Below are 22,071 nucleotides of genomic sequence, written 5' to 3' on the forward strand. Positions count from 1 at the left end.
GGATGCCCATGGACGACCAGAAGCGCCGCGATGCCGGCATGAACGTGCGCCGGAAGGTTTTGGGCAATGCCTGGGTCGACAAGTCGATCGCGGGCCGCAATGCCTTCAACACCGACTTCCAGGACATGATCACGCGCTACGCCTGGGGCGAGATCTGGACGCGGCCGCATTTCGACGAGCGCACGCGGCGAGTGCTCGTGATCGGCACCATGGTCGCGCTGGGGCAATGGGACGAATTCCGCCTGCATGTGCGCGCGGCGCTCGCCGAGGGCGGCTTCACCCCCGACGACATCAAGGAAATCCTGCTTCAGCAGGCAATCTATTGCGGCGTGCCGGCGGCGAACCACGCCGTCAAGGAAGCCTCAGCGATTGTGCAGGAGCTCGGCCTGCTCAAGAGCTAGCGGCGCGGCGGTCTCGACGGCCTCCCGAACGTTCTTGGGCGCCGGCGCGGGCCGTTCAATCACCACCACGATGGCAGCGCCGAGCAGCAGCAGCAGCTCGGTGGCATGCAGCCGGAGCGCGGCCATCTCGCCGACCTTCGACGCCATCAACATGCTCGTAAACGAGATGAGGCTGCCGATCGCAAGCGCAATGCCGAGCGCCTCGTCGCTGCCGCCATTCTTGCGGACGCGGGGAATGCACAGAAGCGCGAGATAGATGGCAAAGAACGCCACCACCGTCAGCCGGCCCAGCGCCAGCAGCCAGGCGGCACGCACCGTGCTCATCCCCGCCATCTGAAGATGATCGCTGAGGAACAGCGCCACCGCGACGCTCGGCCGCTCGTAGAGGCCGTGCACCGGTGCCACCATGATGTTGAAGGCCACGAGCGTCCAGGCCGGGATGAAATAGGCCGCCAGCAGGGCGCCGTTGACCGAACCGATCCGCCAATTCCTGAACATGCCGCTTCCCGCTTCGCTCGCTGCGCGCCTTCCATGGAAAGGCTTTGCCGGGGAGCTAACTCGCATCAGACCATGGCGGCAATTTAAACCCTTTGTTTACCTTAACCGGCCCGCCGGGCGGCGCGCCCAAGGAAAAAGGGCCCCGCCTCCCGGCGGGGCCCTCTTCACGTCTAGGCTCCGAAACTACTTGTCCTGACCGTGCTGGCCGCCCTGTTGCTGGCCGGGCTTCTCGCCCTGGCGCTGCGGATGCTGCTGCTGCTGTCCGGGTTTCTGCCCGCCACCCTGCTGCTGCCCGGGTTTCTGAGTCTGCTGGCCCGGATTCTGATCTTGCTGCTTCGACATTTGGGGGAACTCCCTAGTTGGACCTCAGAGGAGAGACAACGGCCGGGATTCAGTTTGGTTGCTTTGCGGAACCCGGTTCCTCGCACCTGCGGAACCGAAATGACATCCGTAGCGAAATGACCTCTGTACAAGCCTTTGTGTCGAGGCATGGCCAGTTGCAGCCACCAGTTCCCTCCTGTTACAAAACGAGAAGAATGCTTAGGGGCTGCCGGGGCCCGAGAAGAAACTCAATCACACTTTCTCTCGAAGAGCTCCCTTTGAGCCGCGTCAGGTTTGGTAACGGCAGCCCATGGATTATTTCGCCCAGCAGCTCATCAACGGTCTCGTTCTGGGCTCGATCTACGGCCTGATCGCCATCGGCTATACGATGGTCTACGGCATCGTCGGCATGATCAATTTCGCCCATGGCGATGTCTTCATGATCGGCGGCTTCATCGCCCTGATCACCTTCCTGATCCTGATCTCGCTCGGCCTGACCGCGATCCCGGTGATCCTGCTGGTGGTGCTGCTGGTGTCGATGGCGATCACCGCGCTCTACGGCTGGACCATCGAACGCATCGCCTACCGGCCCCTGCGTCATTCCTTCCGCCTCGCCCCGATGCTGTCGGCGATCGGCATGTCCTTCGTGCTGACCAATTACTCGCAGGTGGCGCAGGGCGCCCGCGTCAAGCCGATCCCGCCCTTCATCACCGGCGGCTATACGCTGCACGAAAGTGCGGACGGCTTTGTGATCCAGCTCTCCAACATCCAGATCATGGTGGTTCTCACCACCATCGTGCTGCTTGGGATCTTCACCTGGCTGGTGTCGCGCACCCGGCTCGGCCGCGACATGCGCGCCTGCGAGCAGGACCAGACCATGGCGGCGCTGCTCGGCGTCAACGTCGACCGCACCATCTCCATGACCTTCGTGATCGGCGCAGCGCTCGCCGCGGTCGCGGGCCTGATGTACCTGCTCTATTACGGCCTGGTGGATTTCTTCATGGGCTTCGTCGCCGGCATCAAGGCGTTCACCGCGGCTGTGCTCGGCGGCATTGGCTCGCTGCCTGGCGCCATGCTGGGCGGTCTCGCGATCGGCCTCATCGAGACGTTCTGGTCGGCCTATTTCTCGGTCGAGTACAAGGACGTCGCGGCGTTCTCGATCCTGATCGTCGTGCTGATCTTCATGCCGACCGGCCTGCTCGGCCGTCCCGAAGTCGAAAAAGTCTGACGGTCGCCGCGTGACAATTCTCTCGAGCAATACGGCCAAACCTGCAACGGACATCCCCGCTCTGCTGAAGACGGCCTTCGTCAACGCCCTGATCGCGCTGGTGCTGTTCTCGCTGATGGTCGGCGTCCGCACCGAAGCGGGTTCCGACGGCCAGCTCACCTATTGGACCCGCTTCGGCGAGGTCGCCTCCCTCGTTGCCGCCGTGTTCGGCGGCTCGATCGTGCTCGGGCTGTTGCGACAGTGGATCGGGTCCAGCGGCACCGACAAGCTGGTGCCGCCGGCTGTACGCAGCGGCATGTCGTTTCTGGGCCGCTACCTGGCGCCCGCACTTCTGATCTTCACGGTGCTTGTGCCGGTGATCTTCTATGACCAGCGCTATATCCTCGATCTCGCGATCCTCGTGCTCACCTATGTGATGCTGGGCTGGGGGCTGAATGTCGTGGTCGGGCTCGCCGGCCTGCTCGACCTCGGCTACGTCGCCTTCTATGCGGTCGGCGCCTATTCCTACGCGCTGCTCGCCACCAATTTCGGCTGGTCGTTCTGGGTCTGCCTGCCGCTTGCCGGCATCCTCGCCGCGTTCTGGGGCGTGCTGCTCGGCTTCCCCGTACTGCGCCTGCGCGGCGACTATCTCGCCATCGTGACGCTCGCCTTCGGCGAGATCATCCGCCTCGTCATCATCAACTGGCAGAGCCTCACCGGCGGCCCCAACGGCGTCTCCAGCATTCCCCGCCCCTCGTTCTTCGGCATCCCGCTGGACAACAGCGACAACGGGCTCGCCGCCAGGCTCGGCATCGAATATTCGCCGACCCAGCGCATCGTCTTCCTGTTCTACCTGATCCTGGCGCTTGCGCTGCTCACCAACTGGGTGACGATCCGGCTGCGCCGCCTGCCGATCGGCCGCGCCTGGGAGGCCTTGCGCGAGGACGAGGTCGCCTGCCGCGCGCTCGGCATCAACACCACGACCACCAAGCTCACGGCGTTCGCGACCGGCGCCATGTTCGGCGGCTTTGCCGGTGCGTTCTTCGCGACGCGCCAGGGCTTCATCAGTCCGGAATCCTTCACCTTCCAGGAATCGGCGCTGGTGCTCGCCATCGTCGTGCTCGGCGGCATGGGCTCGCAGCTCGGCGTCGCGCTCGCCGCGCTCGCCATGATCGGCGGCTTCGAGCTGTTCCGCAGCCTCGAGACCTACCGCATGCTGGTGTTCGGCATGGCCATGGTGCTGATCATGATCTGGCGGCCGCGCGGCCTGATCGGCCATCGCGCGCCGACCGTGTATCTGACCAAGGCGCAGGCGATCTCTTCCGACCTCGTGAAGGAAGGGCACGGATGAGCGCCGACAAGATTAGCGACAAGATTCTTGGCGTCGACCGGCTGACCATGCGCTTCGGTGGCATCGTCGCCGTGCAGGACCTGTCGTTTGCGGCCGAACGGAAGAAGATTACCGCGCTGATCGGACCGAACGGCGCCGGCAAGACCACCGTGTTCAACTGCATCACCGGCTTCTACAAGCCGAGCGGCGGCGCCATTCGCCTCACCCATGACGACGGCAAGGTGATTGCGCTGGAGCGGCTGAACGATTTCCGCATCGCCAAGCAGGCCAAGGTGGCGCGCACCTTCCAGAACATCCGCCTGTTTCCCGGCATGACCGCGCTGGAAAACCTGATGGTGGCACAGCACAACGCGTTGATGCGCGCCTCCGGCTTCACTTTTCTCGGCCTCATCGGCGCGCCCGGCTACCGCGACGCCGAAAAGCGCGCGATCGACCTCGCCACCGACTGGCTGAAGCGGGTCAATCTGCTCGACCGCGCCGACGATGCCGCCGGCAATTTCGCCTATGGCGACCAGCGCCGGCTCGAGATCGCGCGCGCGATGTGCACCGAGCCCGCGCTTTTATGCCTGGACGAGCCCGCCGCGGGTCTCAACGCGCGCGAGAGCGCCGCCTTGAGCGAGCTCCTGCTCTCGATCCGCAACGAGCTCGGCACCTCGATCCTGCTGATCGAGCACGACATGTCGGTCGTGATGGAGATCTCCGACCACATCGTGGTGATGGACCATGGCGTCAAGATCGCGGAAGGCTCTCCGCGCGAGATCCGCGACGATCCCAAGGTGATCGCCGCCTATCTCGGCACCGACGAGGAAGAGGCCGTGGCGGTGATGGAGAGCGGGTCGTGACGTCGGCGTCCACTCCCCTGCTCTCGATCCGGGGCCTGCGCGCCGCCTACGGCAAGATCGAGGCGCTAAAGGGCGTCGATGTCGAGATCAGCGCCGGCGAGATCGTCGCGCTGATCGGCGCCAACGGCGCCGGCAAGTCCACGCTGATGATGACGATCTTCGGCAAGCCGCGCGCCCGCGCCGGCCATATCCTGTACGAAGGCCGCGACATCACCGACGTTCCCACGCATGAGATCGCCCATTTGCGCATCGCGCAATCGCCGGAAGGCCGCCGCATCTTCCCGCGCATGAGCGTCGCGGAAAACCTCCAGATGGGGGCGGATGCCACCGGATGCACCGACGCCGAACGCGAGGCCACGCTGCAACGCGTCTTCACGCTGTTCCCGCGGCTGAAGGAGCGCTACGCCCAGCGCGGTGGAACGCTGTCCGGCGGCGAGCAGCAGATGCTGGCAATCGGCCGCGCCCTGATGAGCCGCCCCCGCCTGCTTCTGCTCGACGAGCCCTCGCTCGGGCTGGCGCCGCTGATCGCGCGCCAGATTTTCGATGCGATCCGCACCCTGAACCGCCAGGACGGCCTGACGGTCCTGATCGTCGAGCAGAACGCCAACCATGCGCTGAAGCTCGCCCATCGCGGTTACGTCATGGTCAACGGCCTGATCACGCTGGCCGGGACCGGCGCCGAGTTGTTGCAGCGCCCCGAGATTCGCGCCGCCTACCTGGAAGGCGGCCGGCACGGCTGAGGTTGCCCGACGGCGGAGCCCGTGCGGCCGAATGTGGCGAGATATCTCCGCCAATGCCCGTATTTTGCCGGTGACTTCTCCCGAGATTCATTCGAGAATGGCGCCGGTTTGGACCGGGCGTATCCGGCAACTTCCACAGGCGACCACCCGCGAGGTATCTCATGAAATCACTGAAGCTCATCGGTCTGGCATTCGGCGCGTCGATCGCGCTATCGAGCGCGGCGTTCGCGCAGGATGTCACCGTCGCAGTCGCAGGCCCGATGACCGGCGGAGAGTCCGCCTTCGGCCGCCAGATGAAGAACGGCGCCGAGATGGCCGTGGCTGACATCAACGCCGCCGGCGGCGTCAACGGCAAGAAGCTCGCGCTCAACGTCGAGGACGATGCCTGCGATCCGAAGCAGGCGCGCTCGATCGCCGAGAAGATCGCCGGCGCGAAAATCCCGTTCGTGGCCGGGCACTATTGCTCGTCGTCGTCGATCCCCGCCTCCGAAGCCTATGCCGACGGCAACGTGCTCCAGATTACCCCCGCCTCGACCAATCCGAAGTTCACCGATAGCGGACTCTGGAACGTGGCGCGCGTCTGCGGCCGTGACGACCAGCAGGGCCTGGTCGCGGCGCAGTACATCGCCAAGAACTACAAGGGCAAGAACATCGCGATCCTCAACGACAAGACCACCTACGGCAAGGGTCTCGCCGACGAGACCAAGAAGGCGCTCAACAAGGCCGGCATCACCGAGAAGATGTACGAGTCCTACAACAAGGGCGACAAGGACTTCAACGCGATCGTCTCGCGCCTGAAGCGCGACAACATCGACCTCGTCTATGTCGGCGGTTATCATCAGGAGAGCGGCCTGATCCTGCGCCAGATGCGTGACCAGGGCCTCAAGACGATCCTGATGGCCGGCGATGCGCTCGCCGACAAGGAGTACGCCTCCATCACTGGTCCGGCCGGCGAAGGCACGCTGTTCACCTTCGGCCCCGATCCGCGCAACAAGCCGACCGCGAAGAAGATCGTCGACGCCTTCAAGGCCAAGAACATCGACCCCGAGGGCTATACGCTCTACACCTACGCGGCGATGCAGGTCTGGTCGCAGGCGGCAAAGAAGGCCGGCACCACGGACGCCAAGAAGGTCATGGCGGCGATCAAGGCCGGCAAGTGGGACACCGTGATCGGCCCGATCGAGTATGACGCCAAGGGCGACATCAAGCAGCTCGACTATGTCGTCTACAAATGGGACGCCAAGGGCGGCTACGCCGAGATCAAGGGCAACGGCACCTAAGACAGGATGCCTGACCTTTTAACCGGATCAATCCAACGCCCCGGTTCGCCGGGGCGTTTTCTTTCGCCGTGCGGTCACACGGCTGCGGAGAGTTCGCCGCCCGCCGCAGCCTGGGCCTTGTGGAGCGCTTGCAGGAGATCGTTCGGCCGAAATGGCTTTTGCAGGCATACCACGTCGGCCAGACCAGGCGCCTCGCCCATGAAATCCAGCGCGGTCATGCCGGAGACCGCGACGATCGGGAACCCGGGAACTCGCTCGCGAATGGCCGCCATGACGTCAACGCCGCTGGTGTCGGCCAGGAAAATATCGACGATCGCGGCATCGAAAGCGCCCTCGCTGAAGGCTTTCAGGCCCGCTGCGCCGCTCTCGGCTTCGACGACGTCAAAGCGGTTGACCCGAAGCACGATCGCGACCATGGCGCGGACCTCCTTCTGGTCGTCGACAACGAGAACACGGCGCATGGGAACAACTCCCGGATACGTATCATTATTTGGTTCAATTCACCGCAAGTGCCCGGCAAGGCAGTATGGGTCTGTCCCGGTAAATCACCTCTTACCAGCTACCTGTTCCAAGTCCCACCCCAAGTTAAATAAGCTGTAACCTTCGGTTGAGTCGCATGCGCTTTCTGTCAGGATGCGCGCCCGGAGCGGGCTACCATGCGGGTAGCGGCTTCCCGGCCGGAAGAGATTGACGTAGGAGGTCATCATGCCGGCTTACGAGAGATCGACGTGCTAGCGCCTAACGACCGAAGCACATTCCTGTCGACCTTGCCGGCTACGCGAAGCGATCGCAGGGCTGCGTTGGCGATCGTCGGCATCTCCGCGATCCTGTTCGCACTGGCGGTACCGTTTGCGGGCTTGCCGCTCGCGCAGGTGCCGGCCTTCGTGGCGAGCTACCAGTCGGCGCTCGCGGTCAGCGACATCATCACCGCCGTTTTGCTGCTGTCGCAGTTCGCCGTGCTGCGCAGCCGCGCGCTGCTGCTGCTGTCGATCGGCTATATGTTCACGGCGGGCGCCGCGGTGACCCACGCCCTCACCTTCCCCGGGCTGTTCGCCCCGGCCGGATTGTTCGGTGCAGGCCCGCAGACCACCGTCTGGCTCTACATGATCTGGCACGCCGGTTTCCCGCTGTTCGTGCTGGCCTATGCCTGGCTCAAGGACGGCAACGGCGGCAACAGGGTTGCGGGCGCGACGGCTCCCGCGATCGCACTTTCCGTCGCCGGCGTGTTCGTCGCGTTGACCGTCTTCGCCTGGCTGGTGACTGCGCAGCACGGCCTGCTACCGGTCCTGCTCAAGGACGGCCACTACACCCCCACCATGATCGGCGTGGTGTCGTTCGTGTGGTCCCTGAGCTTCGCGGCGCTGGTCACGCTGTGGTTTCGCAAGCCGCACACGGTGATCGACGTCTGGCTCATGGTCACGATGTGCGCCTGGCTGTTCGACATCGCGCTGTCGGCGATCGTCAACGTCGCGCGTTTCGACCTCGGTTTCTATGCCGGCCGTCTCTACGGCCTCTTTGCGTCGAGTTTCGTGCTCGCGGTGCTGCTCATCGAGAACGTGCGGCTCCAGGCCAACACGGCAGGCATGGTCGGCGCGCTGCAGCGGCAGTCGAGCTCGGAGCGGAACTATTATGCCGAGCGCGAGCGGCTGTTCAGCGCCGTCGTCGAGTCCTCCAACGACGCCATCATCACGAAGTCGCTCGACGGCACCATCACGTCCTGGAACAAGGCGGCAGAGCACGTCTTCGGCTACTCCGCCAGCGAGGCGATCGGCCGCCAGGTCGATATCATCATGCCCGAGGGGCAGCGCGAGGAAGTCGCCGAAATGCTGGCCCGCACCCGCAACGGCGAGGTCATCGACCAGCACGAGACCGTGCGGCTGCACAAGAGTGGCCAGCCGATCGACGTCCTGCTGAGCCAGGTCCCGCTGCGATCGACCGACGGCAAGATCATCGGCGCCTCCAAGGTCGCTCGCGACATCACCGAGCGGAAGCGGGCGGAATCCGCCCTCAACCGCGAGATCGAGGAGCGCCAGCGCATCTTCGAGACCTCGCAGGACCTGATCCTCGTGACGGACGGTTACGGCAATTTCATCCAGATCAGCCCGAGCGTGAAGGACATCCTCGGGTACAAGCCGGAGGACATGATCGGGCACAGCGCCATCGAGTTCATTCACCCCGATGACCTCGACAACACCCGCAGCGAGATGCGCGCGGCGCGGCGTGGCGCGGTCAAGCGCAGCTTCGAGGCGCGCTACTACCACTACGACGGTCACGAGGTGACGCTGAACTGGATGGGCACCTGGTCGGAGCCTGTGAAGCGCCATTTCTTCATCGGCCGCGACCTCACCGAGAAGCAGGCCGCGGAGGCCCAGCTCAGGCAGGTCCAGAAAATGGACTCCATCGGCCAGCTGACCGGCGGCGTCGCCCACGATTTCAACAACGTGCTGACCGTCATCACCGGCACGATCGGCATCCTCGCGGATGCGGTGGCCGACCGTCCTGAGCTCGCCGCCATCACCAAGCTGATCGACGACGCCGCCGAGCGCGGCGCGCAACTGACCAAGCACCTGCTCGCCTTTGCCCGCAAGCAGCCGCTCCAGCCGCGCGAGATCGACGTCAATGCGCTGGCGCTCGAGGCCGCCAAGCTGCTGCACCCGACCCTCGGCGAGCAGATCACCATCATGCCGCAGCTCACCGAGGATGCCTGGCCGGCGCTGGTCGACCCGGGCCAGCTTTCCACCGCGATCCTCAATCTCGCGCTGAACGCGCGCGACGCCATGCCGGACGGCGGCACGCTGGTGCTGGAGACCCGCAACATCTTCCTCGACGACGGCTATGCCAGCATGAATCCCGACGTCGTCGCCGGCAGCTATGTGATGATCGCGGTCAGCGACACCGGCACCGGCATTCCACCGGACCTGATGGAGCGGGTGTTCGACCCGTTCTTCACCACCAAGGAGGTCGGCAAGGGCACCGGGCTCGGGCTCAGCATGGTGTTCGGCTTCGTCAAGCAGTCCGGCGGCCACATCAAGATCTACAGCGAGGAAGGCCACGGCACGAGCGTGAAGATCTACCTGCCGCGCTCGAGCGGCGTGCAGGAGAGCGAGTACGAGTCGCTCCAGAACGTGCCCATCGCCGGCGGCGACGAGAAGATCCTGATCGTCGAGGACGACGCGCTGGTACGGCAATATGTCGTGACCCAGATCAAGAGCCTCGGCTATGCCGCGCTCGAGGCCGCCAACGCGGCCGAAGCCCTCACCATCATCGATGCCGACAAGGGCATCGACCTGCTCTTCACCGACATCATCATGCCGGGCCACATGAACGGCCGCCAGCTCGCGGACGAGGCGGTGCGGCGGCGTCCCGACCTGAAGACGCTGTTCACCTCGGGCTACACCGAGAACGCCATCGTCCATCACGGCCGGCTCGATTCCGGCGTGCTGCTGCTGGCCAAGCCCTACCGCAAATCCGAGCTCGCCAAGATGCTCAGGACGGCGCTGGCGAGTTGAGCGCGCGGCATCGGTGCGCTATCGCTGATGCCTGAAGCGCATGGAGTGCCGGCCTTGAATAATCTGCTTACCGATATCGCCGGCGTCCGCGTCGGCCATGCCGAGGATGCGAAAGTCGCCTCCGGCACGACAGCGATCATCTTCGATGCCCCGGCGGTCGCGGCGATCGACGTGCGCGGCGGCGGGCCCGGCACGCGCGAGGATGCGCTGCTCGACCTTGCCAGCACAGTCGAGCGCGTCGATGCGATTGCGCTGTCCGGCGGCTCCGCCTTCGGCATCGAGGCCGGCGGCGGCGTCCAGGCCTGGCTTGCCGAACAGGGCCGCGGCTTCCGGATTCGCGAGGCGGTGATCCCGATCGTGCCGGGCGCCATCGTGTTCGACCTGCTCAACGGCGGTGACAAGGCCTGGGGTCGCTTCGCGCCCTATCGCGATCTCGGTTACGCGGCAGCTGTGGCCGCGGGCCACGATTTCGCGCTGGGCAGCGTCGGCGCGGGCCTCGGCTGCACCACTGCGACCTTCAAGGGCGGGCTCGGCTCGGCTTCAGCGGTCTTGCCCAACGGCATCAAGGTCGCCGCCATCGTGGTCGTCAACGCGGTCGGCAGCGCAACCGTCGGCGAGGGACCGTGGTTCTGGGCGGCGCCGTTCGAGGAGAACGGCGAGTTCGGCGGGCGCGGCCTGCCAGCCAAGTTCACGCCTGACATGCTGGCGATGCGCATCAAGGGCGGCCCCGCCGCGAGCGCGCGCGAGAACACCACGATCGGCGCCGTCGTCACCGATGCGACGCTGACCAAGGCCCAGGCCAAGCGGCTTGCGATGATCGCGCACACCGGATTTGCCCGCGCCATCTATCCGGTGCATGCCCCGACCGACGGCGACGTGCTGTTTGCGGCTGCGACCTGCGAGAAGCCGATCGAGCCGCTGGTCGGCCTCACCGAGCTCGGCACTGTCGCCGCCAACGTGGTCGCGCGCGCGATCGCGCGCGGCGTGTACAGCGCAACGGCGCTGCCGTTTGCGGGAGCATTACCGGCGTGGAAGGACCGCTTCGGCGCGTAAGGGGCACGCGCCTCTCGCCACATATCGCGCGTCATCGCCCGGCGAAGACCGGGCGATCCAGTATTCCAGAGGCAGTTGTGATTGAACCGAGAAGCCGCGGCGTACTGGATGCCCCGGTCCCGGCTCCGCCAAGGCTACGCCGGGGCCACAAGGGTGCTCGGCCGCCGAAGCTTTAGCGAAGGCGGCAAGCCGGGCATGACAGCGAGTGGGCGTCAGACGCTCATCGACATCGACGAGCCGGCGGTCGCTGAGGCGCCTTGCCCCTGCCCGCCTTGCCGCTGCATCAACTGCGCGAACAGATCGTAGGCCGAATTGCGAGAGGAGCTGGAGGCGCCCGGGACCGTCGTCGACATCTTGAAGCCGTCGGCATAGGTGACGGTGGTGGTGGTCGAGCCGTCGGCCGCGGTCGTCGTGGTCGAGGTCGATCCGCCGCTCGGCTTCGAGGCGGAATCCGATCCATCGCCGGAGCCGCTGGCACCGTGGGCATGGCCGTGATGGCCGCTCTTCAGCGCCTTCGACATCTCATCCAGGCTGACGCTGCCGTCGGAATTCGTATCCATCTTCGAGAACACGTCGTCGGCCTGCGCTAGGTTGGTGCCGCCAGCGCCGAGCGCGTTCTCGAATTCGGACTTGGTGATCTTGCCGTCGCCGTCCCCGTCGATCTGAGAGAACAGGTCCTTCAGCGCAGCGTCGCGGCTCGTCGAGGTCGAAGACGTCGAGCTCGACGAGGTCGAGCTGGCCGCGCTGCCGGTGCTGTCCGTCGACTGGCTTTGCGCGGCGAACAGCGCGTTCATGGTCTCCGGCGAGATCTGCGGAGTTTTGCCCGCGTTGACCGGCGAGGTCGCGTTGCTCGTCGTGCTGCTGCTGTCGATCGCGAACGGATTGGTCGGCGCGCTCTGCGAAGACCCCGTCTTCTGGGTCGACGAGGACGATTTCGAGTTCGTCAGCGACTGGATCGCGTCGAGCGCGCTCGATACGGCACCAAGGGCAAACAACATTGCACAACTCCAACCGATGCGGCACGCCGCAGCCAATGTTCTGGCGGTGATGCCAGCAAGCGTCGTGCCAGCGCAAAAAGCTCAATGAAATCCGCGTTCGCGACGCCTGGCGCGGCTCGGGAACACCGGCAATTCATGCCGGTCGCGGCAGAAATTTCCGCCCACAGGAAGCACACCAGCCCTGCATTGCCCGGCTGAGAGGCCCATGTTAGGCGAGCATCATCTTTCACGGCCGCCACGGGACACCGCGCCATGACCCCAGCCTTCACTCCCCGCCCCCTGGCCATCGCGCCCTCGATCCTGGCCTCGGACTTCTCCAAGCTCGGCGAAGAGGTGCGCGCGGTGGACGCGGCCGGCGCCGACTGGATCCATCTCGACGTGATGGACGGTCATTTCGTGCCCAACATCTCCTACGGCCCCGACGTCATCAAGGCGATGCGCCCGCACACCAAGAAGATCTTCGACGCGCATCTGATGATCTCGCCCTGCGACCCCTATCTCGAGGCCTTCGCCAAAGCCGGCTGTGACCACATCACCGTGCATGCGGAAGCCGGTCCCCATCTGCACCGCTCGCTCCAGGCGATCCGCGCGCTCGGCAAGAAGGCCGGCGTCTCGCTCAACCCGGGCACGCCGATCAGCGTGCTCGAATACGTCATCGACCTCGTCGACCTCGTGCTGGTGATGTCGGTCAATCCCGGCTTCGGCGGCCAGGCCTTCATCCCGTCTGCGATCGGCAAGATCCGCGACATCCGCGCGATGACGGCGGGACGTCCGATCGACATCGAGGTCGATGGCGGCGTCGGTCCCGATGTCGCGGGTCCCCTGGCCGCGGCGGGCGCCAACGCCTTCGTCGCCGGCACCTCCGTGTTCAAGGGCGGCACGCAGGAAGCGTACAAGACCAACATCGCCGCGATCCGTAACGCCGCCGCAGGCGCACGCGGCGAAGCGATCTGAAGCACAAGCAACATATTTGCTGAAAAGCTGCGGGTCTTACGGGCGTTGCGACGCGCAATGCCTAAATTGCACCTTGATCCGTACTCCTCCGGGCTTCCCTGATTCGTGCAAATCACCGCTAGTGATTCTTGCCTGTTTTCGCGGGAGCACATCATGACGACGACCCTGGTTTGGACTGGCGTGGCGTTGTGGCTTGGTTTCAGTGCGTTTGTTGTGTTCGGCCCATCGGCCGGACCGGCGAGGGTGCCGGCACGTTCGGCCCGCATCGTCCGTCGCGACTGGTATCGGGCCTGAGCCCATGCAGATCGCGCTCGTGAAGCGTCAACTGAAGCGCAGGTGCCGCATCCCGCGGCGCCCGCATCCTGACCTCGACTATTTCTTCGGTCGGCTCGAACGCACCGAAGGCGAGAGGCGCGACGACACCGGGCCCGAGATGGCGGACCCGGATCACCCGCTCCGGTCACCGCGCCGGCATTGAATTCTGTTCTGGACCACGCCCGATGAAACCGCACTGCCCGAACTGCCTGAAGGAAATGACCAAGGCATCTGCGTCGCGTAACCTCTTCAATTGCGAGCCCTGCCGCGAGATCATCCAGTATTTCGGCGGCGGCGCGGATCACGGCGAGCCCGGCCCGCAATTCTGCTGGCCGATCCGCCGCAAGCGCTCCGTCCACGCCGCCCACGCGGCGTGATCTTTCCTAGCCCCACACGACGCCGGCGTCTGGTTTCGCAGCAGCCATTCGCGGCGGCCGCACCACAGTGACGGTGCAGGCCGCCTCCGAGGCCACCTTGGCCGAGACGCTGCCGAGCAGCGCGCGGCGGAACGAGCTCTGCCGTGCGCCGATGATGACGTGGTCGACCTGATTGACCTCGGCGAATTCCAACAGCGCCGCGGCGGGGTCGACGGCCTCCAGCACGTGAACCGACAGCCGGCTCTCATCCAGCTTGAGCGGCGTCGCCCAATGCCGGAGCGCGACCAGGCGGTCGATATGCTTGTTGGAGCCCTGCTCGTCGAGCGTCCGGTCGATCGCGATGCGGTTGAGCTTGAGCACGTTGACGCAGGCAAGCCGCGCCGACGGCAGCGTCGCGAGAATGCGCTCGGTCGTCACGCGCAGCGCCTCGTTCAGCTCGCCCGCGCCTTCCACCGTGTCGAGCGCGACCGCGAGGATCGGGCTGGAGGCGATTTGCGCGGCGACGTCCGATTTCGCGCGCGGCGCCATGACACCCAGGTTGAAGCGCCGCCGCCAGGCGACGCTCAAGGGGTCGCGCTTCAGCCGTTCCGAACGCGCGGTGAGCCTGACCTGGTCCGGATGAGCGAGATCGAAGGCGAGCTGGGACGCGGTCGGATAGCGCCGCACCGGCTCGATCTCGAGACAGCGCAGCACCACCTCCTGAAGCCAGGGCGGATAGTCCGCGCGCAATTCGCGCGGCGGATGCGGATCGCGCCACAGCCGGCGACGCATCGCGCGCAGCGTCTCGCCCTCGCCGAAGGGACGCTCGCCGGTGGTGAAGAAATAGAGCAGCACACCCAGCGAAAACAGATCGCTGCGCGGATCGTCGCGTACCCCCAACAGCCGCTCGGGCGCCATGTAGGGCGCGGTGCCGTAAGGCAGGCGGAATTCCTCCTGCAACAGGTCCGGCAGATGGTTGTGGTGCGACAGGCCGTAATCGATCAGGACCGCCTCGCCGCTATCGCGGAACATGATGCTGCTCGGCTTGATGTCGTGATGGATCACGTTCTGCCGGTGCAGATCGGCCAGCGCGGCGGCGATCTTCGCGACGAGCTGCCGCGCCTCCTCGTATGGGAGCGGCAGGTCGGGCAGCCGCTTGTAGAGCGTGGTCCCGGGAATGCGCTCGATCACGGCGTAGGCCTGGTGCGCGAAGTCGCCGGTGCCGAAACACGAGGGCACGTGCGGCCCGGCGACCCGCGGCAAGATCATCATCTCCATCTCGAACGAGACGATCGCGGCGGGGTCCTCGCCCTCCGACACCCGCGGAATCTTCATCAGCAGCGGCACGTCGATGCCGGGATGGGTGACGGTCCACAGCGTCGCCATGCCGCCGGCATGGACGCATTCACCGATGGTGTAGCCGTCGATCTCGGCGCCTGATTTGACCAGGGATTGCGGCATCGCCGTCAGCGTCCCTGCGACAGCCGGTCGGCGAGCCAGGGCGGCAGGCCGTTCTCGCGAATCTTGTTCGCCGCGCTCGCGATATCATAGGGCGCGCGGCAATAGGTGATCTGGCACGACACGGTGTCGAACAGCACGAAGGCTGCGGATGGATCGCCATCGCGGGCTGGCCCACCGAGCCGAGCACGGCCAGCCATTGCCGCCCGCGCAGCAGCGGCACGGAAACGTCGGTCTTGGGCACGAGGCCCGTCATCTTCGCCGTCACCGACATCGAATAGAGCGCCGGGCGATGGATGTGGCCGCAGAAGGTGACATGGGCGGGCGTCGATATCAGGCTCTTGGCGGCATCCGCTGTCGAACGGACATAGTGCCAGCGCTGCGGGCTCGAGGCCTCCGAGTGGACGTAAAGGCGCTCCTTCTCATCCACGAGCATCGGCAGCTCGGCGAGGAACCGCCGCTGCGCGACGTCGAGCCGTCCGCGCGTCCATTCGATCGCGATCTGCGCCTCCGCATTCATGGCTTCGGTCGTGGTGTTGACCGCCTCGTCATGATTGCCGCGGACGGCGATGGCGCCCTCCCGGACCAGACCCATCGCGGTATCCACGACCCATTCCGGATCGGCGCCATAGCCGACGAAATCGCCGAGCAGGACGAACCGCTCCGCGCCCTTCGCGCGGGCAACCTTCAGGCAGGCCTCGAACGCCTGCCGGTTGCCGTGGATATCCGAGAAGACAGCGAGAAGCACGCACCCTCCACCCCAAAGGTCTTATCGGAAGCCGATAAGGCCAAATTGAGGGACGTCAAGAAGATGCGCCAGTGCGGGTGCGTTTTCCAGCGTGCCCCTGTCGCGATGGTGAAGAGCCTATTGCTCGTCTTTCGGCGGCATCCGGGGCGGCGGAATCGGGGTGAACACCGCGCCTTGCGCGCCGGCGGGTGGTGCCAGGAATTCGCCGGTCGAGGAATCGCCTCCGCTGGTCTCCAGAATGGTCTTAGGCGTCACATATTCCCGGACCATGTCGATCAGGCTGCCATCGCCGCCGCCGAAATCGGCGGCGCGGCCGCCTTGCGGATGTCCCAGCGCGATCTCGTTCTCCGCCGCATGGGTCTTGTCGGCCAGCCTGTCATTGTAGGGCACACGAAAGGCGCGCGGGATGCCGCTCGGCCGATTGTCCTCGTCGAGCTGCTCGACCCAGAGATAGATCGAGCCGGGATCGCCTTCCAGCGAATGCGGCTCGACGATGCGGGCCTTCAGCAGCTTGAAGGTCGCCGGCAGCCGGTCGGCGCTGGCCCAGCCGAGCAGTCCGCGCATCTCGGTGAAGCTGACGACATAGAAGGCGCTGGTCACGACCACCGCGACGGCCTTCAACGACCAGTGCAGCCGCGCATAGACCAGCACGACCAGCAGCAGCGCGCCGATGACGGCGTAGGCGACCGACAGCGTGAGGATGACCGTCTGCAGGCTAGTCACGGCGCACCCTCACAGCGTTCTTGCTCACACCGGTCCTCGGGTCGAGATCGGCGCCGTTGCGCCAACTGCTGCGGAACGTCTCCAGCAGCGATTTCGGCCGCTGGTCCACATTGACGACCTTGCCCTCGGCATCGAGCCGGAACCGCACCGCGGTCTTCTCGTCGCCGGTGTGATCGAGCGTGAATTTGTTGTCGAAGACCACCTGCGCGGTCGGATTGAGCTTCTGCACCTTCACATTGGCCTGGACCGGTTCGCCGGTCGTCGCCACGAAATGTGAGACATTGACGGTGTATTCGCCGGCGAGGATGCCGCGCACCGTGACGATCTCCTCGCGGATCGGCGAGGCGATCTTCTTGCCGTTGACCATGATGAAGTCGTTGGCCCCGCCGCGGTCGTCGCGATCGAGCGTGAGGAAGCCGGCTTCGCGGTGGCGATACCAGGCGATGTTGCCGGCGGGATCCTGCACGAACAGGTCGAGATCGTCTGGATGGCTGTCCGGCCAGTCCAGCGTGATCATGAACTCGGCCTTGGAATCGATCTTGCCGTCCTTGGCATCGGGCGACACCGCGAGGAGCGCGAGGAAGAACAGGAAAGCGATCACCTGGAGCGCCTTGAACAGCATCACGCCCAGCGGATCGAACGGCTCCTCGCGTGGATAGAGACCAAAGTCATCCATCATGACGCGGTTCCAGCGCCTTTGCGCTCCAGCACCGGCGTCACATAGGTCTCGGTCAGCACCACCGCGTCCGAGAACACGCGCTGGGTCGCGGCATCCAGCATGTAATACTGGATGCGCACCAGGATCGAGCCGACGAGGCCCGCCAGCGTCGTGTACATCGCGACCGCCATGCCGTCGCTCATCAGCCCCATCGAGGAACGCATCGCGACCTTGTCGGCGGCGTCCAGCCCCGCGATCGGCGCCAGCATGATGATGAAGCCGATGATGGTGCCGAGCAGGCCGAGCTTCATCAGCGTGTCCGAGACGAAGGCACCGAACCCGTTGGAGCCGCGCAGCCGGTCGGCCAGCGTCCGCAGCAGCAGCGTCTGGTCGACCGCCCGGTAGTCCTGCGCGGACGCTTTCGTCACGAGGCTCTCGATATGGTCCCGCACCAGCCCGCGTGGCAGCGCGGCCGCGCTGCCGTCGAGCACCTTGCTGCCCCCGGGCGCCGCGAGCACCGCCCGGCAGCGCCGCGCCGCCGCGCCTTCACGGGCGATCGCCCGCGTCCGCAGGAAGCAGTGGCCGCAGGTGACGACATAGAGCAGCGCGATCACGCTGGAAATGTAAGTGCGGTCCGAGCTCAGCATCAGACGGATCAGGCCGAAGCGCCACAGCAGCACGACGGCGAAGATCGACAGCCCGGTGAAGATCATCCAGAACAGCAGCGCACTGCGCTCGGATGGGTCGGCAGCAGACCCCGCGATCGGTCCAATCGTCATCGAACTCATGCTGCACTGCTCCTGGCTTGCAGGGATTGGCCTGCAACGATTCCACCCCGATTAGATCAAAGCCGCCGCGCGCGGTCCAAAGAGCCATGCCCAATCCGGCTTGGGAAATTTGCCCGAGCTGCAATCCGGCCCAAACCCCGCAATTGGCAAGGCGCGGCGGCGTTGTTAGGCTGACCTTACCAAACGTTGAGGGTGATCGCATGCGCCTCGTGCTTCAGCTTGTCGCCCGTCTGCTTCTCATTGTCGCGCTCTGCCTTGGCGCGGCGACCGTCTGGGCCACGTTCGACGCCTATCGCAGCGTCGACCGGGCGACCGCGGCCTCGGCGCAGCGGGTCGCGCAGGCACTTCAGGCGCTGTACTGGCACGAGTTCTTGTTGCGCAGCAGCAGAACGCGCGAGCAGCTCTTGCCGGTTCCGGAGTGGCGCACCCTGGAGACGATGAAGCTGATCTCGCCCGGCGTCTGCGTCGAGTTCCAGCCGGCCATCGCATTCGAACGGCCGCTCTGCGGCCAGAGCGTGGGGCTAGGCAAGACGCCGCCGCACTGGTTCACCGCGATCGTACCCATCTTCCTCGGCAGCCACGCCGAAGTGATAAGGCCCGTCAGTCCCCGCGCGGCAGCCGCCGGAACGGTCGTCGCGACGCCGGATGCCGCAGCGGCCATCTCGCTTGCCTGGGAGTATCTCCTCAACGTGGTCGACGTCGCGCTTCTGATGGCGGCGGCGATCGCGCTCTTGGCGTCGCTCGCCATCGCGCACGCGCTGGCGCCGGCGCGCACCATCGTCGCCGCGCTCCAGCGCATGGCGCGGGGCCAGTATCGCACGAAACTGCCGCGCTTCCGCTCCATGGAGCTGGCGATGATCGGCAGCGCCGTCGGCGAGCTCGGCGGCCGGCTCGAGGAAGCCACCGAACAGCGCGCGGCGCTGACAAGGCGGCTGATCGAGATCCGTGACGACGAACGCCGCGCGCTCGCCCGCGAGCTGCACGACGAGTTCGGCCAAAATCTCTCCGCCATCCTCGCCTTCGCCAACACGATCGAGACCGCAAGCGCGAAGGAGAGCAAGGATAACGCAATCGCGCAGGACGCGCGCATGATCTCGCAGGCCACCCATCATCTGATGGCCTCGTTGCGCGATGCGCTCAAACGCCTGCGCAATCCCCTGCCCGAGGAGCTTGGGCTCGAGGCCAGCTTGGTCAATTTGGTGGACAGCTGGCGCTCGCAAAGCGCTGCCCAGCCGACCATCCGGCTCGACCTCAGGGGCGACCTCACCGACATCAGCGGCCCGGCCGCCACCACCGCCTATCGCGTGGCGCAGGAATGCCTGACCAACGCACTGCGCCACAGCTCGGCGCGCGAAATCTCCTTGCGCATCGAGCGGCGCGCCGGTGACGACGACGCGTTGCTGATCCGTGTCGAGGACGACGGCGGCGGCGACGCCGCGCGCGTGGCGCAGTCGGCCGGCTTCGGCCTCACCGGCATCCGCGAGCGGGTCGCGGCGGCCGGCGGATCGCTCTCGATCCTGCCTGCGCGAGGAGGCCTCAGCGTCGCCGCCACCATCCCGCTCGCCGCATGAGGCCGACATGAGCGATGTTGCGGCAACAGGCATCTCCGTGCTGCTGGTCGACGATCATCCGATCGTGCGGCAAGGCTACCGGCGCGTGCTGGAGAGCCAGGGCGATCTCCATGTCGTGGCGGAAGCCGACAACGCGGCCGACGCCTACGGCGCCTTCAAGGCGCACGACCCTGATGTCGTCCTGCTGGATATCTCGATGCCCGGCGCGAGCGGGCTGGAGGCGATCCGCAACATCCGCGCGCGCAGCCCGCGGGCGCGCATCCTCGTCTTCACGATGCACAACGAGGCCGTGCTGGTGAAAGCCGCCTTCAGCGCCGGAGCCAGCGGATTCGTCACCAAGAGCAGCGAACCCTCCGCGGTCGTCACCGCGATCCGCAGCGTTGCGCGCGGCGAGCGCGCCATGAGCGACGACATCGCGCACATTTTGGCCGAGGACAGCCTGTCGGCGGGCTCGGCGCTGGACCAACTGGGTGAGCGCGAGATCGAGATCCTGCGCCAATTCGCCGGCGGCGCTACGACCGAGCAGATTGCTGCGCATCTCAATCTCAGTGTCAAGACGGTGCAGAACTATCACTATTTGATTAAGACCAAGACCGGCGCGCGCACCGACGCGCAACTGGTGCGGCTGGCAGCGAGCTGCGGGCTGACGAGGATCTAGGGCTTCGCGGCTGGACGCCTATCCGGTTCCGGCCGGCCGCCCCAACGAAGGTCTCCAGTCGCTCTCGGATTGTGCTAGGCTCGATCGCAGCCACGGCATCCGCGCGAGACCGCCGGTGGGTGTCTGTTGGGCTCCGATCTTGACGCGAGCCTCCCGGCTCTTTCGAAGCCGCGCTCGTTCCCGTTGTATGTTTTGCATGACAACAGGAGACGCTTCCATGAACATCAGGGACAGTCTTCTTGCCGCACTGATCGCCTTCAACGTTGTCGCGACCGGAACCACCGAGAGCACAGCAGCCGAGGCGAAAGACCAGATCACCATTCTTTATGACGCCTTCGGCACAAATGACGCGATGACAAAGGACTGGGGTTTTTCCGCCCTTGTCGAAGTCGCGGGAAAACGCATCCTGTTCGACACGGGTAACGACCCCGAGATCTTCGCGGCAAACGTGAAGGCCAGGGGCGTCAACCTCTCGGACCTCGACTTTGTCGTTCTTTCGCACCGCCACTCCGATCATATGGCGGGCTTGTCCTACGTCCTGAGCGTCAATCCGACCGTCAAGATCTACGCGCCGAAGGAAGGATTTGGCATCTACGGCTCTTCGCTGCCTTCCGGCTTCTTCCGGAAAGACGAGGCCCTGCCACCGGAGATGCGGTACTACGGAGGCAAGCCCCCAGCGGTGATGAAGTTCGGCTCGGCATGGGCCAACGCAAACTTCGAACTGATCGATCAAACGACCGAGATTGCTCCTGGGATCACACTGATTTCGCTGATCTCCGACGCGCCCGGGACACGAGAACTCAAGGAGCTGTCTCTGGCCGTCAACACCGCAGAAGGCGTAGTCCTTCTGGTCGGTTGTTCGCACCCCGGGATCGAGCGCATTGTCGAAGCGGCGACCGGTATCAATCCCAGGATTCATCTCATCGCCGGCGGATTTCATCTGGTCGTGGCGCCTGACGAGGCAATCGCGAAAGTCGTTACCGCTCTGAAGGACAGGTTCAAGGTCGACGCCGTAGCACCGGGACATTGCACCGGTGAGCCGACTTTTGCCGCGCTCAAGAAGGCGTTCGGCGACAGCTATCTCTATGCCGGCCTCGGCACGTCGATTCCGGTTGGAACGAGTGGGAATGTCCGACGGGGAGAAGGTCCGACGCTCGACGACCTTGCGACATATCGGAAACTGGCCGGGCGTGAAGACCCGTTCGGCATCTTACGGTCGCGCGGCCTGCGGTCGGGATCCGCGCTCTAGCGCGGCGGCGCACAGTTCGCGCCTTTATCCAGCGCTTGAGGCGAGCGGAATGGAACCGACACCGTCGCGCTTTGGTTAGCAGCAGAGTGAAGGAGTTGCGCCATGAGTAAGGCCATGCACCGAACGGTCGTCGATCCTCCGCTCCTCACCGTGGGCGAGCTCATCGACGAACTCTGCCGCTTGCCGGATACGGCCGTCGTCCACTTCCGCTGCCCCGCACTCGATCAGGAGCTTACATTCTACCGCATTCGGAAGCGGTCGAAGGACGCCGTCGAAATCGCGGTGAACACATATCCGGAGAGCCCGCCGGTTGTCCCATCCTCCAACGGAAGGCAATCGACCCACTCGCCTGCCCTTCGCGAGGAGGCCCTTTTGCACAAGGCGAAAGGCTGA

Annotated in this window: 25 protein-coding genes and 1 pseudogene; 17 read left to right on the plus strand and 9 right to left on the minus strand. The window is 65.5% G+C overall.

Going from position 1 to position 22,071, the window contains the following annotated elements; genetic code table 11:
• Positions 1 to 8 precede the first annotated feature (8 nt).
• Positions 9 to 401: a carboxymuconolactone decarboxylase family protein gene (locus AB7245_RS28780; RefSeq protein WP_039152041.1), complete on the plus strand. Its 393-nt coding sequence runs from the start codon at positions 9 to 11 to the stop codon at positions 399 to 401.
• On the opposite strand, the gene AB7245_RS28785 is transcribed toward AB7245_RS28780, so the two are convergent.
• Both AB7245_RS28785 and AB7245_RS28790 read right to left on the minus strand, forming a co-directional pair.
• The gene (locus tag AB7245_RS28785; RefSeq protein ID WP_085404328.1) at positions 363 to 899 is read right to left on the minus strand and encodes a hypothetical protein; all 537 of its coding nucleotides are present in this window, start codon (positions 897 to 899) and stop codon (positions 363 to 365) included. The genes AB7245_RS28780 and AB7245_RS28785 overlap by 39 nt on opposite strands.
• Before the next feature lie 183 nt (positions 900 to 1,082).
• Positions 1,083 to 1,241 (minus strand): hypothetical protein, encoded by a 159-nt coding sequence (locus AB7245_RS28790; protein WP_166342481.1) that lies wholly within the window; start codon positions 1,239 to 1,241, stop codon positions 1,083 to 1,085.
• Positions 1,242 to 1,530: 289 nt separating this feature from the next.
• Between AB7245_RS28790 and AB7245_RS28795 the strand changes: the two genes are divergently transcribed.
• From AB7245_RS28795 to AB7245_RS28815, 5 genes are all read left to right on the plus strand, one after another.
• Entirely contained in the window at positions 1,531 to 2,448 is a 918-nt protein-coding gene (locus tag AB7245_RS28795; RefSeq protein WP_028147449.1) for an ABC transporter permease subunit, read from the plus strand.
• A 10-nt stretch (positions 2,449 to 2,458) separates the two neighbouring features.
• Positions 2,459 to 3,778 (plus strand): high-affinity branched-chain amino acid ABC transporter permease LivM, encoded by a 1,320-nt coding sequence (gene livM, locus AB7245_RS28800; protein WP_085404375.1) that lies wholly within the window; start codon positions 2,459 to 2,461, stop codon positions 3,776 to 3,778.
• Positions 3,775 to 4,620, plus strand: a complete 846-nt coding sequence (locus AB7245_RS28805) for an ABC transporter ATP-binding protein (protein WP_208072043.1) — start codon at positions 3,775 to 3,777, stop codon at positions 4,618 to 4,620. Before livM ends, AB7245_RS28805 begins: the two co-directional genes overlap by 4 nt.
• Positions 4,617 to 5,360 (plus strand): ABC transporter ATP-binding protein, encoded by a 744-nt coding sequence (locus tag AB7245_RS28810; RefSeq protein WP_166342483.1) that lies wholly within the window; start codon positions 4,617 to 4,619, stop codon positions 5,358 to 5,360. The genes AB7245_RS28805 and AB7245_RS28810 overlap by 4 nt, the downstream gene beginning before the upstream one ends.
• A gap of 161 nt (positions 5,361 to 5,521) precedes the next feature.
• Complete coding sequence (locus AB7245_RS28815; RefSeq protein ID WP_028147453.1) at positions 5,522 to 6,640, plus strand: branched-chain amino acid ABC transporter substrate-binding protein; 1,119 nt, start codon at positions 5,522 to 5,524, stop codon at positions 6,638 to 6,640.
• Positions 6,641 to 6,714: 74 nt separating this feature from the next.
• On the opposite strand, the gene AB7245_RS28820 is transcribed toward AB7245_RS28815, so the two are convergent.
• Complete coding sequence (locus tag AB7245_RS28820) at positions 6,715 to 7,101, minus strand: response regulator (protein WP_071912455.1); 387 nt, start codon at positions 7,099 to 7,101, stop codon at positions 6,715 to 6,717.
• A gap of 195 nt (positions 7,102 to 7,296) precedes the next feature.
• On the opposite strand from AB7245_RS28820, the gene AB7245_RS28825 reads away from it, so the two are divergent.
• Together AB7245_RS28825 and AB7245_RS28830 are read left to right on the plus strand one after the other, a co-directional pair.
• A complete protein-coding gene (locus AB7245_RS28825) occupies positions 7,297 to 10,149 on the plus strand; it encodes a PAS domain S-box protein (protein WP_135215444.1) in 2,853 nt (950 codons plus the stop codon).
• Positions 10,150 to 10,203: 54 nt separating this feature from the next.
• Complete coding sequence (locus tag AB7245_RS28830; protein ID WP_354097483.1) at positions 10,204 to 11,202, plus strand: P1 family peptidase; 999 nt, start codon at positions 10,204 to 10,206, stop codon at positions 11,200 to 11,202.
• A gap of 212 nt (positions 11,203 to 11,414) precedes the next feature.
• Here the strand turns inward: AB7245_RS28830 and AB7245_RS28835 are convergent, their stop codons facing one another.
• Positions 11,415 to 12,158 carry an EF-hand domain-containing protein gene (locus AB7245_RS28835; RefSeq protein WP_224517804.1) on the minus strand — a complete coding sequence of 248 codons (744 nt, stop codon included), beginning with the start codon at positions 12,156 to 12,158 and terminating at the stop codon, positions 11,415 to 11,417.
• Between AB7245_RS28835 and AB7245_RS28840 the strand changes: the two genes are divergently transcribed.
• The 5 genes from AB7245_RS28840 (at position 12,049) to AB7245_RS28860 (ending at position 13,846) form a co-directional block, all read left to right on the plus strand.
• Positions 12,049 to 12,288, plus strand: a complete 240-nt coding sequence (locus AB7245_RS28840) for a hypothetical protein (protein WP_224517356.1) — start codon at positions 12,049 to 12,051, stop codon at positions 12,286 to 12,288. The genes AB7245_RS28835 and AB7245_RS28840 overlap by 110 nt on opposite strands.
• 164 nt (positions 12,289 to 12,452) lie before the next feature.
• Positions 12,453 to 13,154, plus strand: coding sequence for a ribulose-phosphate 3-epimerase (gene rpe / locus AB7245_RS28845; RefSeq protein WP_166342487.1), 702 nt, complete (start codon positions 12,453 to 12,455; stop codon positions 13,152 to 13,154).
• A gap of 153 nt (positions 13,155 to 13,307) precedes the next feature.
• Entirely contained in the window at positions 13,308 to 13,448 is a 141-nt protein-coding gene (locus AB7245_RS28850) for a hypothetical protein (protein ID WP_166342488.1), read from the plus strand.
• A gap of 4 nt (positions 13,449 to 13,452) precedes the next feature.
• On the plus strand, positions 13,453 to 13,632 hold the full coding sequence (locus AB7245_RS28855) for a hypothetical protein (protein ID WP_166091403.1): 180 nt from the start codon (positions 13,453 to 13,455) through the stop codon (positions 13,630 to 13,632).
• Positions 13,633 to 13,654: 22 nt separating this feature from the next.
• Positions 13,655 to 13,846: a hypothetical protein gene (locus tag AB7245_RS28860; RefSeq protein ID WP_014494175.1), complete on the plus strand. Its 192-nt coding sequence runs from the start codon at positions 13,655 to 13,657 to the stop codon at positions 13,844 to 13,846.
• A 6-nt stretch (positions 13,847 to 13,852) separates the two neighbouring features.
• Here AB7245_RS28860 and AB7245_RS28865 read toward each other — a convergent pair whose 3' ends face one another.
• The 5 genes and pseudogenes from AB7245_RS28865 to AB7245_RS28885 form a co-directional block, all read right to left on the minus strand.
• On the minus strand, positions 13,853 to 15,286 hold the full coding sequence (locus tag AB7245_RS28865; RefSeq protein ID WP_166342489.1) for a serine/threonine protein kinase: 1,434 nt from the start codon (positions 15,284 to 15,286) through the stop codon (positions 13,853 to 13,855).
• A gap of 5 nt (positions 15,287 to 15,291) precedes the next feature.
• Positions 15,292 to 16,031: pseudogene (locus AB7245_RS28870) on the minus strand (metallophosphoesterase family protein).
• 117 nt (positions 16,032 to 16,148) lie between these two features.
• Positions 16,149 to 16,754 carry a hypothetical protein gene (locus AB7245_RS28875; RefSeq protein ID WP_166342491.1) on the minus strand — a complete coding sequence of 202 codons (606 nt, stop codon included), beginning with the start codon at positions 16,752 to 16,754 and terminating at the stop codon, positions 16,149 to 16,151.
• On the minus strand, positions 16,747 to 17,433 hold the full coding sequence (locus AB7245_RS28880; RefSeq protein WP_028147462.1) for a hypothetical protein: 687 nt from the start codon (positions 17,431 to 17,433) through the stop codon (positions 16,747 to 16,749). Before AB7245_RS28880 ends, AB7245_RS28875 begins: the two co-directional genes overlap by 8 nt.
• On the minus strand, positions 17,430 to 18,200 hold the full coding sequence (locus AB7245_RS28885; protein WP_166342492.1) for a MotA/TolQ/ExbB proton channel family protein: 771 nt from the start codon (positions 18,198 to 18,200) through the stop codon (positions 17,430 to 17,432). Before AB7245_RS28885 ends, AB7245_RS28880 begins: the two co-directional genes overlap by 4 nt.
• Positions 18,201 to 18,400: 200 nt before the next feature.
• On the opposite strand from AB7245_RS28885, the gene AB7245_RS28890 reads away from it, so the two are divergent.
• The 4 genes from AB7245_RS28890 to AB7245_RS28905 all read left to right on the plus strand — a co-directional run bounded on the left by AB7245_RS28890 (position 18,401) and on the right by AB7245_RS28905 (position 22,071).
• Complete coding sequence (locus AB7245_RS28890) at positions 18,401 to 19,771, plus strand: sensor histidine kinase (RefSeq protein ID WP_166342493.1); 1,371 nt, start codon at positions 18,401 to 18,403, stop codon at positions 19,769 to 19,771.
• A 7-nt stretch (positions 19,772 to 19,778) separates the two neighbouring features.
• Entirely contained in the window at positions 19,779 to 20,429 is a 651-nt protein-coding gene (locus AB7245_RS28895; RefSeq protein WP_014494168.1) for a response regulator, read from the plus strand.
• 217 nt (positions 20,430 to 20,646) lie between these two features.
• Positions 20,647 to 21,678 carry an MBL fold metallo-hydrolase gene (locus tag AB7245_RS28900; RefSeq protein ID WP_354125875.1) on the plus strand — a complete coding sequence of 344 codons (1,032 nt, stop codon included), beginning with the start codon at positions 20,647 to 20,649 and terminating at the stop codon, positions 21,676 to 21,678.
• A gap of 102 nt (positions 21,679 to 21,780) precedes the next feature.
• Positions 21,781 to 22,071 (plus strand): hypothetical protein, encoded by a 291-nt coding sequence (locus AB7245_RS28905; protein ID WP_166342494.1) that lies wholly within the window; start codon positions 21,781 to 21,783, stop codon positions 22,069 to 22,071.

The sequence above is a fragment of the Bradyrhizobium sp. 604_D8_N2_3 genome, assembly GCF_051810765.1.
GTDB lineage: Bacteria > Pseudomonadota > Alphaproteobacteria > Rhizobiales > Xanthobacteraceae > Bradyrhizobium > Bradyrhizobium barranii.